Source organism: Roseateles sp. (genome assembly GCF_031397715.1).
GTDB lineage: Bacteria > Pseudomonadota > Gammaproteobacteria > Burkholderiales > Burkholderiaceae_C > Paucibacter_A.
In genome coordinates, this window is record NZ_JANNMI010000272.1 from 1 (window position 1) to 12,306 (window position 12,306).

Sequence of the window (12,306 nt, forward strand, 5' to 3'; positions counted from 1 at the left end):
GCGTCTGTGCGCACGCTGCAGCCCAGCTCTTGCGCCCAGGCCGTGAAGAGTGTCCGCCCCTGGCGGTCCAGCTCGGTCAGGGCCAGGCGGCAGACGCCGCCTTTGGGTGTAGCGCCGATCTGCGCCAACTCCATCAAGGAGTTCCAGAGTCGATCGCCGTTGATTCGCAAGTTGTTCATGATCGTTGTACCGCTTGAGGGCTGAGGTCTTGCGTGCGCAGCAGCGCCGCCTTGGTATTGGGCCCAAAGGCCGGCCGTTTGATGTAGCGGCCCGCCCCGGCCACCGCGCGCAAATCACCCTGCGCATAGACGACGCGGCCCTGGCTGATGGTGTGGCTGGGCAGGCCGCGCACCTCTCTGCCCTCGAAGATATTGAAGTCGCCCAGGGAGCGCTGAGTTTCGAGAGAGATCGTCTTGGTCGCCTGCGGGTCCCACAGCACCAGGTCGGCGTCGGCGCCCTCGGTGATGCAGCCTTTTTGCGGGTAGATATTGAACAGGCGGGCGGCGTTGGCCGAGGTGATGGCGACAAACTCGGACGGCGTGAGCCTTCCTGAGTTGACGCCTGCATCCCAGATCACCGCCAGCCTTTCTTCGACGCCGCCGCAGCCGTTCGGGATCTTGGCGAAGTGCTCCGCGCCGGCGGCTTTCTGCGTCGCGCAGAAGGTGCAATGGTCGGTCGCGGTGGTATGCAGATTGCCGGCCTGCAGGCCGCGCCAGAGCATCTCCTGGTGCACCTTGGGGCGAAACGGCGGGCTCATCACATGGGCGGCCGCAAAGGCGAAATCGGGGTGGCGGTAGACGCTGTCGTCGATCAAGAGATGGCCGGCCAGCACCTCGCCATAGACGCGCTGGCCGCGTGATCTTGCCCGCGCGATCGCATCGACCGTCTCCTGGCAGGACACATGGACGATATAAATCGGCGTGCCCAGCACCTCGGCGATCGCGATCGCGCGGTTGGCGGCCTCGGCCTCGACCATCGGAGGGCGCGACAGCGGATGGCCCTCGGGGCCGGTGATCCCCATCTTGGCGACCTCTTGCTGCAGCAGATAAACCAGCTCGCCGTTCTCGGCATGGACGGTGGGCATAGCGCCGAGTTCAAGCGCACGCTTAAAACTGTTCACCAGGGTCTCGTCATCACACATGATGGCGTTCTTATAGGCCATGAAATGCTTGAAACTGTTGATGCCTTCTTGCTGCACCAGCGTGGCCATATCGGCGTGCACGCTGTCGCTCCACCAGGTGACGGCGACATGAAAGCCGTAGTCAGCGGCCGATTTTGACGCCCAGCCGCGCCAAGTCTGATAGGCCTCCAGCAAGGGCTGCTGCGGGTTCGGAATGACGAAGTCGATGATGGAGGTGGTGCCACCGGCCAGGCCCGCTGCCGTACCGCTGAAGAAGTCATCCCTGGTGACCGTGCCCATGAAGGGCAGCTGCATATGGGTGTGCGGGTCGATGCCGCCGGGCATCAGGTACTGGCCGCCGCCGTCCAGCGTGGGGCAGCCGGGCGGTGCTTCGCTGAGCGCGCGCGGGCCGACCGCAGCGATTTTGCCGTTCACGCACAAGACATCGGCGCCGAACTCGCGGTCGGCGTTGACGACCGTGGCACCACGAATCAGTAGGGACTCTTTCATGTCGGCCTCCGCGCCGTGAAGTAGTGGTACAGCCCCGCCACGGCCAGGCTGAAGAACCAGCCGAAGTCATACAGGCTCAAGAGCAGGGGCGCGACAGATTCCTTAGGGATCACACCCGAAACCGCCAGATAGCCGGGCAGGCAGGGCAGCACGCCCAGGGCAAAGGCGATCAAGGCATGGAGATTCCAGCCGCCGCTGTACTCATACTCGCCGCCGCGCCGGTAGAGATCGTCAATCTTTAATTCGGTCTTGCGAACAAGGTAATAGTCGACCAGCAAGATGCCCGCGATGGCGCCGAGCAGCGTGCCATAACCGCCCAACCAGATGAACAGATAGCCGCCCGAGCTGGCCAGTAAATTCCAGGGCTGGAACAGCAGACCGAGCAGGGCGGCGATCAGGCCGCCGGTGCGAAAGCTGATCTTGCTCGGCGCCAGCTGCGAGAAGTCATAGGACGGCGAGACCAGGTTGGCCGCCACATTGGTGGTCAGATTGGCCAGCAAAATCACCACCAGGCCGATGCCGGCCGCCACCGGCCCCATCTGCGTCAACAAACCGTCGGGGAAGAGCTGGGCCTTGCCGTAAAGAATTTGCGAGACCGAGAAGCCGATCACGCCGACCAGGGAGAACAGCGCCATCGGCAGCGGCAGGCCGACCGCCTGGCCGATGACCTGATCGCGCTGCGACTTGGCGAAGCGGGTGAAGTCGGGGATGTTCAGCGCCAGCGTGGCCCAGAAACCGACCAAGCCGGTCAGCGCCGCCCAGGTCTTGGGCTCGCCCTCGACCACCTTGGCCGGCAGGCCGAAGATCTGCGCTGGTGGCACGTTGATGAAGGCCCAGATCACCAGCGCCACCGAGGCCGCAATCATCAGCGGCGCGGCCACCACCTCCAGCAAACGCACCGATTCCAGGCCCTTCCAGATGAAGGCGATATGGACCGCCCAGAACAGCAAGAAGCAGACCATTTGCGAGGTGCTGATGGTCTCACCCGGCCCCGGCGTGGCCAGGCCCATTCCCAGCGTATTGGCCAGACCATGCAAGGCCAGCGCGCCGAAATAGCAGTTGATCGAAAACCAACCGCAGGCGACCAGGCCGCGCAGCACCGCCGGAAAACTGGCACCAATGACGCCAAACGACGCCCGCACCAAGACCGGGAAGGGGATGCCATGTTTGGTGCCGGCCCGCCCTATCAAGAGCATCGGCACCAGCACGATCAGATTGGCGGCGAACACCAGCCAGATCGCCATCTGCCAGCTGAAGCCCTGGTCCAGCATGGAGCTGGCCATGGTGTAGGTCGGCACGCAGATGACCATGCCGACCCAGAGGGCGGCAAAGTCCTTCCAGCCCCAATGGCGCTGGGCGGCGGTGGTCGGCAACAGGTCGGCGTTGGCAAGCGAGGGTTCGGTCATGCGAGGGACTCCTTTTTGAGCTGGCGTGCAATCTTTGTGCCTGAGGGGTCAAGGCGCCATGGGGATAAACCGCTAGGCTGAGACCCGCATCGGGTTGTTCGCATGCGTGGTCCAGTTGGCGTAGTCGCCGCTGACCGTCTGGCCGGTGCGCGGATCGATCTCGCCCGGCTGCAACGCCCGCATCGTGATGGTGTTGGGCACCGGGCAGATTGATACGCACAAATTGCAGCCCACGCATTCACCGTCCTTGACCTCGAAGTGGCGCTTGCCGTCCTTGGTGGCGCTGATGGCCTGGTGCGAGGTGTCCTCGCAGACCACATGGCAGCGTCCGCATTGGATGCAGCTGTCCTGGTTGATGACGGCCTTTTCGACATGGTTCAGGTTCAGCTGGTTCCAACTCTTGACCGAGGGCACGGCCAGGCCCTGCATCTCATCCAGCGTCTTGTAGCCTTTTTCATCCATGAAGTTGTTCAAGCCCGAGCACATGTCCTGCACGATCTTGAAACCGTAAACCATCGCCGCGGTGCAGACCTGCACCGTGCCGCAACCCATCGCGATGAACTCGGCCGCGTCGCGCCAATTGCTGATGCCGCCGATGCCGGAGATGGGAATGCCGGCGGTCAGTGGGTCGCGGGCGATCTCGGCCACCATATTCAGCGCGATCGGCTTCACCGCCGGCCCGCAGTAGCCGCCGTGCGAACCCCAGCCGTCGGTGCTGGGGCTCATCAGCATGGTTCCCAAGTCGACGCCCATCACCGAGTTGATGGTGTTGATCAGCGACACCGCGTCGGCAACGCCGGCCTTGGCCGCGCGGGCCGGTAGCCGTACATCGGTGATGTTAGGTGTGAGCTTGACGATCACCGGCAGCTTGCTGTGCAGCTTGCACCAGGCCGTCACCATCTGGATGTACTCGGGCACCTGGCCGACGGCCGCGCCCATGCCGCGCTCGCTCATGCCGTGTGGGCAGCCAAAGTTCAGCTCCACGCCATCGGCGCCGCTGTCCTCGACTTGCATCAGGATGTTGCGCCAGGCCTGCTCCTCGCAAGGCACCATCAGCGAGACGATCATGGCCCGGTCGGGCCAGGCGCGCTTGACGCGGCGGATCTCGGCCAAGTTGGTGGCCAGCGGCCGGTCGGTGATCAGCTCGATGTTGTTGAGTCCGATGACGCGGCGGTCGGCGCTCATCAGCGTGGTGTAGCGCGGCCCATTGACGTTGACTACGGCTGGGTCTTCGCCCAGCGTCTTCCAGACCACGCCGCCCCAGCCGGACTCGAAGGCTCGGTTGACATTGACTTCCTTGTCGGTCGGCGGCGCCGAGGCCAGCCAGAACGGATTCGGGCTGTGGATGCCGAGAAAATTGCTGCGGATATCGGCCATGGCTCTTCAGCTCCTCAAGAATGCGTCAATGGAAACAGCGGCTTGTTTGCCATGCTCGACCGCCTCGACGGTCAGGTCGCGCCCGCCATAACGGCAATCGCCACCGGCCCAGAGTTTGGGGTGCAGGGGCACGCGACCGTCCGCGTCGGTTTCAATCCGGCCGCCCTTCAGTGCGATGTTGGGCAGGTCGGCGGCAAAGCTCTGGCCGATGGCGGTCAGCACCATGTCGGCGGCCAAGCTGAACTGCTCGCCGGTTTCGATCAGCCGATCGCCTTGCTCTTCGGTGACGGCAAAGCGCACGCCGCTGACTTGGCCGGCCTCGCACAAGACCTCAAGCGGTGCGGCCCAGCAGCGCATGACGACGCCGTTCTTGCTCGCCCAGTCTTGTTCATGGCCGGAGGCACTGAGTGCCTCCACCCCGCGCCGGTAAACCATCGTGACTTCGCGCGCACCGAGCAGCTTGGACTGCACAGCCGCGTCCACGGCGGTCATGCCGCCGCCAATCACCACCACCTGGCGGCCGACAGCGACCGCAGCCGGGTCCGATTGGCGCAATTCGGCAATGAAGTCGACGGCGGGGCGCAGACCGTCACAGGCCGCCACGGGCAGATTCAGCGCATTCACGCCGGCCAGGCCCAGGCCCAGAAAGACGGCGTCGAAGTCGGCGGTTAGCTGAGCGAGTTCAAGCTCGCGGCCCAGCATTTGCTCGGTCTTGACCGTGATGCCGCCAATCGACAGCAGCCAGTCAACCTCCTGCTGGGCGAAGTTATCCGGCGTCTTGTAGGTGGCCAGTCCATATTCGTTCAGGCCGCCGAGTTTTGCGTTGGCGTCGAACAGCGTCACCGCATGGCCCAAGCGCGCCAGACCATGGGCGGCGGCCAAGCCGGCCGGGCCGGCGCCGACGACGGCGACTCGTCTGCCGCTGTCGGCAGCCCGGGTGAACAGCGGCGCAGCGTTATGGTTGGCGAAGAAGCTATCGGTGGCATAGCGCTGCAAACGGCCGATCTCGACCGGCTTGGCTTCACCGCAACCATTGCGCACACAGCTCTGCTCGCACAGCACCTCGGTGGGACAGACCCGCGCGCACATGCCGCCCAGTGGATTGGCGCTCAGGATCGCCTCGGCCGCGCCGCGGATATTGTCCTGCGCGATGCGCTGAATGAAGCTGGGCACGTCGATGCCGGTCGGGCAGGCGGTGATGCAAGGCGCGTCGAAGCAGTAGTAGCAGCGCTCGGCCTCGACCAGCGCCTGCGTGCGCGTCAGCGTCGGATGCGCGTCGCAGAAATTGGCCGGGTATTGCTCGGCCTTGAGCCGGCCGGCGTGAATGCCGGGGGTGTTTTGATCCATGCCAAGCTCCCTGAAGATGCGGTAAACGTTGGATGTCATAATTTACTGAGTGGTAAAAAATTACCAGTTGGTAAATTCCCGCATACGGAAAATCGCTTTTGATGTCAGAAACCACGGAAACCACAACGGGGTTCAGCCCCAGCCGCCGGGCCAAGGAAGCCGCGATCTGCGCGGAGGCCGAGCGGCAGTTCGCGCAGTTCGGTTTCGAGGGCGTGTCGCTGGAGGCGATTGCCGCCGGTTTGAACCTGACCCGCCACAACCTGCTCTATTACTTCCCCAGCAAAGAGGCGCTGTACCGGCGGGTCTTGGACGAGGTGCTGGACGAGTGGCTGGCCCGCATGGATGGCCTGGTCGCCGGCAACGACCCGGCCGTGGCGATGTGCGACTACATCGCCGCCAAGCTGCGTTTCTCGCGCGAGCGGCCGGCCGGCTCGCAGGTGTTTGCGCGTGAGGTGATGGCCGGCGCGCCGCGTTTTCGTGATGCGATTGAGGGTCGGGTCTTGCCGGCCTTGCAAGCCGATGTGCAGACCTTTGAGCGCTGGGCCGATGCCGGCCTGATCGCCAGGCTGGATTACCGCCACCTGATGTTCAGTATCTGGGCCAGCACGCAGGCCTATGCCGATCAGGCCGCTCAGTTCGCCATTCTTTTGGGCAAGCCGGCCTTGGAGCCGGTCGATTTCGAGGCGGCGCAGCGGCTGATTTCACGCCAGGTCTTGGCGGCGTTGGGACCCAAGGGCTGAGCCGGCGACCTTGCAATGACGAGGGTGGGTTGGCTGGCGCGCGCAGCGATTTAAAACGGCTCGTCCCCGTCTTCGAAAGCATCGGCTGAGTCAGCGACGGGCGGCGTCGGCGGATGCTTGACGGATGAGGGCTTGGACGCCGCCGCGCGCTTCGGCGCTGTGGGGCTCTTCCTTTCGCCAGCGTCCGTCTCGACGCTGTTCAAGGCCTGCTCCAGCGCCTGCTCGACGGCGGCGATACGGATCTTGCAGACCTTGTAGGCTTCGACCGACTCGGTGACGATGGTCAGCAGGTCGTCGATATTGGGTTCGCGCTGATTGCGCAGCGTTTCGGCGTGGGACTGCAAGACACCGTAGGCCTGCTTGAACGTGGTGGAAGTGGTTTTGGTCATCGCTCACTGCTCTCTTGGCTTGGATTGGACGGCCTGTGCCAACAGCACCCCGTCATGAAACTCAATCTGAATGGCGGCTCCGGCCGCCGCTGTCGCGGCACTGGTGATGGTCGACCCATCGGCCGCGCGCACCAGCGAAAAACCCCGGCCCAGCGTCTTGTCCGGCCCTTGGCCGCTGACCTCGCGCAGCAAGGCCGCAGACTGCGCTTGGGCATCCGCAACGATGCGCTGCGCGTCGCGCCCAAGCTCAGCGAATGCGCGCTCGGACGCCTCATTGGTCTGCCGAATGTCGGCCGCTGCGCGCTGCAACGTGGTCATGGTCTGGTCGGCCACCTCGACCTCGGCGGCGCGCAGCAGCCGGCGGCCCTCGGACTTCACCTCGGCCAAGGCGGCCGGCACCTCGTGGCGCGCACCGGCAATCACCTTGTCCGCTTGATGTCTGAGGGCTTCGAGGCCCGCTTGGGCTTGCTCGGACGCTTCACGCAGCGTCCCCAGCGCACGCAGGCGCAGGTCCGACATCAGCTCGGCCGAGCGCTCACTGGCACCGCGCAGATGCCGCATGGCGTCGAGCTTGACGCTGGCATCGATGGCGTCGACGGCCTGGCGGATCTGCAATGCGACCCGGCCGCTCACACCGACAATCTCGTCGAAGTGGCGCTCCGCCTCGCCGGCGCGGCGTGCAATGGTTTGCTCGATCGCGGCGATCACCTTGGACGGCGTGTCGAAACAGATATGGGCCACTTCGTCCAGGATGGTGTGATCCCGTTCGTGGCCGATGCCGGTCAGCACCGGGATGTCGAGCTCGCAGATCAGGCGTGCCAGCGCATAGTCGTTCAGCCAAGCCAGGTCGTTGACGGCACCGCCGCCCCGGATCAGCACGACGGCATCGGGCTGTGCCTGATGGTGGGCATTCCATTTATGCAGTGCGCCAGCGAGTGCGCTGCGGATCTCGTCCGCCGCGCACTCGCCCTGGAAACGGCTGTGCACATAGGTGAAGCCGCACAGACCGTGGCGCTCTAGCCTGGCCGCCTCGGCCTGGAAGTCGCCCAGCCCGGCCGCTTGCGCGGGCGCCACGACGATCACTTGCTGATAGTCCCAGGGCGATGCCAGCCGCTGATTGGCTTCGAAAATGCCTTCGCGCAGCAAGCGTGCGCGGATCTCGCGCTTCTTCGCCTCCAGGTCGCCCAGGGTGTAGTCCGGGTCAATCGCGTCGATGACGAGGTTCAGGCCGTACAGCGGGCTGGCGCTGGGCTTGGCCCGCACCAGCAACTTGATGCCGGCGGCGAGCACGACGCCGGTGGCGTGTTCGAACTCGGGCAGGATCTTGTTGGCGACGGAGGCCCAGATCATCGCGCGGGCTTGCGCCAGGGTGTCGCCATGGCTATTGCGTTCCACCAGTTCCAGGTAGACATGGCCTTTTCGGATATCGGCCTTGACGACCTCGGCGCGGGTCCAAACGCCCGCGGCGTAGGCCAAGGCCACCGCCTGGGCCACGCCGTTCAACAGTGCCGACAAGGCCATGCCTTTGCCGGGCAGGGCCAGATCGGCGCCACGCGGTGTATCCAACGAAAAGGCCAGCGCCTGGGGCAGGGCACCGGGTCGCAGCCCGCGCTCAGTGCCTGACCCAGCCAGCCACGGCGCAAAGGGTGCCAGATCCATGCCCTCGGGAACATACCAAGTCTTCAGCTCGGGATTCCAGCGGGCGCCCAGTTCCTTGACCCGGCTACGGTCCTGGTAGCTGGCCTTGAGCAGGGTACCGGTCACGGCTGTTCGCCCGTCTCGGCCTTCAGCCAATCCGCCCGAGCAACAGGTACTCCATCAGTGCCTTTTGCACGTGCATTCTGTTCTCCGCCTCGTCCCAGACGACGGATTGGGGGCCGTCGATCACGTCGGCGCTGACTTCTTCGCCGCGATGCGCCGGCAGGCAGTGCATGAACAAGGCGTCTGGCTTGGCCACCGCCATCATCTCGGCGTCCACACACCAGTCGGCAAAGGCCGTGCGGCGCTTTTCGTTCTCGGCCTCATAGCCCATGCTGGTCCACACATCGGTGGTGACCAAGTCGGCGCCGCGGCAAGCCTCCAAGGGATTCTTGAAGACCTTGTAGCAGTCGCTGTTCTGAATGCCGGCGACCACGGGGTCGACCTCATAACCATTCGGCGTGCTGACATGTACCGTGAAGCCGAGGATCTCGGCGGCCTGCAGCCAGGTGTTGGCCATATTGTTGCCGTCACCCACCCAGGCCACGACACGGCCCTTCAGGCAGTCGACATCGACGATGCCGCGCTGGTTCATGCCGCGCACTTCGATGAAGGTGAACAGGTCGGCGAGGATCTGGCAGGGGTGGTATTCGTTGGTCAGACCGTTGATGACGGGCACCCGCGAGTGGGCGGCAATGCGCTCGATCTTGGTGTGCTCGAAGGTGCGGATCATCACCAAGTCAACCATGCGGCTGATCACGCGCGCGCTGTCCTCGATCGGCTCGGCGCGGCCCAGTTGGCTGTCACCGGTGGTGAGGTGCACCACCGAGCCGCCCATCTGGTACATGCCGGCTTCGAAGCTGACCCGCGTGCGCGTGCTGGCCTTCTCAAAGATCATCGCCAGCGTGCGGTCGGCCAGCGGCTGGTAGCGCTCATAGTTCTTGAAGCGACGCTTGATGATGGCGGCACGCTCGAACAAATGCGCATATTCCTCGGCGCGAAAGTCCTTGAACTGCAGGTAATGGCGAATCAAAGCGGTACCCGGCTTCATGGCTTGGGGGTTTCTGCCGCGACAAAGGCCTTGATCAGTGGGCACAGGATGGCGGCAATTTGTGCGGCTTCTTCGCTGCTCAAAATCAGCGCCGGCAGCAGCCGCACCACACGGTCTGCGGTGACGCTGATCATCAAGCCGGCCTCGGCCGCTTGCATCAGCAGGGCGCCGCAAGGGCGGTCCAGCTCGATGCCCAACATCAAGCCCTGGCCTCGCACCTCGACCACGCCGGCCACGCCGGCCAAGCCGGCTTGCAGCGCTGCCTTCAACTCGGCGCCGACGCGGGCTGCGTTGGCCAACAGATCATCCTCAAGCATGATGGTAATGGTCTCGACACCGGCCCGCATGGCTAACGGGTTACCTCCAAAGGTCGTGCCATGGTTGCCCGGCTGCATCACCTGGGCGGCGCGCGGGCCGCAGACCACGGCGCCCACAGGTACGCCCGAGCCTAAGCCCTTGGCCAGTGGCATCACATCGGGTTGAATGCCGGCCCATTGATGGGCGAACCATTTGCCGGTGCGGCCAATGCCGCATTGCACCTCGTCCAGCATCAACAAGATGTCGTGCTCGTCGCAAACGCGGCGCAGGTCTTGCAAAAACGCGATGCTGGCCGGGTTGACGCCGCCTTCACCTTGAATGGTCTCCAGGAAGACGCCGGTGATGTTCGGGTGCTCGGCCAGCGCTTGGCGAACGGCCACGATGTTATTCAAAGGCACGCGCACAAAGCCACCCACCAGCGGGCCGAAGCCGGCGTGGATCTTGGGATTTGCGGTAGCCGACAAGGTGGCGATCGAGCGGCCGTGGAAGGCGCCCTCGAACACCAGCAATTCGGGGTTATGGTTGCCGCGGTCATGACCGAATTTGCGGGCAATCTTTAGCGCCGCTTCGTTCGCTTCCAAGCCGCTATTGCAGAAGAAGACGCTGCTCAGGCCGGACAACTCGCACAGCAGGGTGGCGAGTTTTTCCTGCAGCGGCACATGGTAGTAGTTGCTGGTGTGAATCAGGCGGGCAAGCTGCTCTTGCAGGGCCGGCACCAGGCGCGGGTGGGCATGGCCCAGGGTGTTGACGGCAATGCCGCCCAGGCCGTCAAGGTAGCGCTTGCCATGGGTGTCCCAAACCCAGCAACCCTGGCCGTGCGAGAGCGCGATAGGCAGTCGGCCATAGGTGTGCATCACGTGCGGCTCAATTGGTGCCTCGGGGCGGACTTGGGGCGCGTTCATCGACTCTCCATGCGGATCAAAGGGTGGTGGGGGTCGGGTCTTGTCTGCTTGCAAAGTCTTGGCAGAGCCCGGCCGCCCGCCGATTCTAAGGGGCGACCCGGGCGCCTCCGTTTGCGTGGCCCGATGCTGTGCAATTGTCCTGACTTTGACGCGCCACTTGCAGGCTCGGGCGATCTTCCAAGGCACAATGGCGCGGGTCGCAACCCTTGACCCAGCCCTCTTGGGCGCTATTCGGGCCTGCAATTCAAACCGCCAATTCATGAGTCAAGTCCCCAAACCGCGCGAAGTATTCATTCAAGGTGTGACCTTGGCGGGGCAGACCTTCAGACCCAGCGATTGGGCCGAGCGCCTAGCGGGAGCGATGTCGTGTTTTCGGCCCGGTGGTGTGCGCGGCGGCATAGGTGCATACATAGGTTATTCACCGCTGTGTGTGCCGCGCGTCATCAATGGCATCAAATGCGTGATCGTCAATGAAGAGCTGAAGAAGCTGGAGCCCATGGCCTGGGACTTCGTCATGAACTTTGCCCGCGACAACGACCTGCAAGTCGCCGAAGCTTGCCTCCTGCCCGATGCCGGCGCGCCGCCTGCGAAAGCGGGCTAGGCGCTTGCTTGAGTCATCTGGGAGCGCTGCGCCGACGCGCGCGACGCAGCGCCAGCATTTCCATCAAACCCGATAGCAGACACAGTCCAAGTGCGAGCTTGGTGTGAACGGCGGTTTTGAGAACGGTTGTGGGCTTGAGCATCGTTGACTCTTGAAATCAAGTGACTCCAAGGCTAAGCCGACTTGATGACAAAACGGTGTCATACCCCGCAGTTGAGCGGTAGTTGCAAAACCTGGCAACGGCTATGCTCGCGCCCGGTATCAATTTACAGGCGGTTCAAACGACCCGTTCCCGCGCGTGCAACAAAACCCCGCCTTGCCGCTCTTGCCACTATTGCCAGATTCATACGCCTTGGAGGGCCTGATAGAGGCAGGTTACCCCTATCTTGAGCGCCATCATTTGGGCTCGGGTGTGGCGGAGCGCAGGAACTACTGCCGTCCTGCTTTTTCCAAAGACACTGAAATAGAAATCATCGGCGGACGGCATCCCGTCGTCGAAGCTCGCATGGAATCGGAACATGCGCGGTTTCTCGCCAACGACTGCCGCCTTTCCTCTTCCCGCCAGCTGCTGCTGATCACCGGGCCGAACATGGGCGGCAAATCCACTTACATGCGCCAGGTGGCGCTGATCGCGCTCCTGGCGCATACCGGATGCTTCGTGCCCGCGCAGGCCGCGCGCATCGGCCCGATCGACCAGATCTACACGCGCGTCGGCGCCTCGGACGACCTGGCCGGCGGCCGCTCCACCTTCATGGTGGAGATGACCGAGAGCGCCAACATCCTGCACAACGCCACGCCCTCGAGCCTGGTGCTGATGGACGAAATCGGCCGCGGCACGTCCACTTTC

General features: G+C 64.1%; 10 protein-coding genes and 2 pseudogenes. 3 read left to right on the plus strand and 9 right to left on the minus strand.

What is annotated here, in order from left to right; translation table 11 throughout:
- The 5 genes and pseudogenes from RMO57_RS12015 to RMO57_RS12035 form a co-directional block, all read right to left on the minus strand.
- Positions 1-179, minus strand: a pseudogene (locus tag RMO57_RS12015) (Zn-dependent hydrolase); the annotation flags it as partial.
- On the minus strand, positions 176-1,630 hold the full coding sequence (hydA, locus tag RMO57_RS12020) for a dihydropyrimidinase (RefSeq protein WP_310386909.1): 1,455 nt from the start codon (positions 1,628-1,630) through the stop codon (positions 176-178). The gene hydA and the pseudogene RMO57_RS12015, both read right to left, overlap by 4 nt.
- Positions 1,627-3,036 (minus strand): NCS1 family nucleobase:cation symporter-1, encoded by a 1,410-nt coding sequence (locus RMO57_RS12025; RefSeq protein WP_310386911.1) that lies wholly within the window; start codon positions 3,034-3,036, stop codon positions 1,627-1,629. Before RMO57_RS12025 ends, hydA begins: the two co-directional genes overlap by 4 nt.
- Before the next feature lie 72 nt (positions 3,037-3,108).
- Entirely contained in the window at positions 3,109-4,413 is a 1,305-nt protein-coding gene (gene preA / locus RMO57_RS12030) for an NAD-dependent dihydropyrimidine dehydrogenase subunit PreA (RefSeq protein ID WP_310386914.1), read from the minus strand.
- Between the two features lie 6 nt (positions 4,414-4,419).
- On the minus strand, positions 4,420-5,760 hold the full coding sequence (locus tag RMO57_RS12035; RefSeq protein ID WP_310386915.1) for an NAD(P)-dependent oxidoreductase: 1,341 nt from the start codon (positions 5,758-5,760) through the stop codon (positions 4,420-4,422).
- Positions 5,761-5,861: 101 nt separating this feature from the next.
- Between RMO57_RS12035 and RMO57_RS12040 the strand changes: the two genes are divergently transcribed.
- Positions 5,862-6,500, plus strand: coding sequence for a TetR/AcrR family transcriptional regulator (locus RMO57_RS12040; protein ID WP_310386917.1), 639 nt, complete (start codon positions 5,862-5,864; stop codon positions 6,498-6,500).
- 50 nt (positions 6,501-6,550) lie between these two features.
- On the opposite strand, the gene xseB is transcribed toward RMO57_RS12040, so the two are convergent.
- The 4 genes from xseB to RMO57_RS12060 are packed head-to-tail and all read right to left on the minus strand — an operon-like array spanning position 6,551 to position 10,858.
- Positions 6,551-6,889 carry an exodeoxyribonuclease VII small subunit gene (xseB, locus tag RMO57_RS12045; protein WP_310386919.1) on the minus strand — a complete coding sequence of 113 codons (339 nt, stop codon included), beginning with the start codon at positions 6,887-6,889 and terminating at the stop codon, positions 6,551-6,553.
- Between the two features lie 3 nt (positions 6,890-6,892).
- Complete coding sequence (gene xseA, locus RMO57_RS12050) at positions 6,893-8,653, minus strand: exodeoxyribonuclease VII large subunit (protein WP_310386921.1); 1,761 nt, start codon at positions 8,651-8,653, stop codon at positions 6,893-6,895.
- A 22-nt stretch (positions 8,654-8,675) separates the two neighbouring features.
- Positions 8,676-9,638 carry an ornithine carbamoyltransferase gene (gene argF / locus RMO57_RS12055; protein ID WP_310386923.1) on the minus strand — a complete coding sequence of 321 codons (963 nt, stop codon included), beginning with the start codon at positions 9,636-9,638 and terminating at the stop codon, positions 8,676-8,678.
- Complete coding sequence (locus RMO57_RS12060; RefSeq protein WP_310386925.1) at positions 9,635-10,858, minus strand: aspartate aminotransferase family protein; 1,224 nt, start codon at positions 10,856-10,858, stop codon at positions 9,635-9,637. Before RMO57_RS12060 ends, argF begins: the two co-directional genes overlap by 4 nt.
- Positions 10,859-11,117: 259 nt before the next feature.
- Here RMO57_RS12060 and RMO57_RS12065 point away from each other — a divergent pair, with 259 nt between their 5' ends.
- Positions 11,118-11,459: a DUF3579 domain-containing protein gene (locus RMO57_RS12065; protein ID WP_310386926.1), complete on the plus strand. Its 342-nt coding sequence runs from the start codon at positions 11,118-11,120 to the stop codon at positions 11,457-11,459.
- 355 nt (positions 11,460-11,814) lie between these two features.
- Positions 11,815-12,306: pseudogene (locus RMO57_RS12070) on the plus strand (MutS-related protein); the annotation flags it as partial.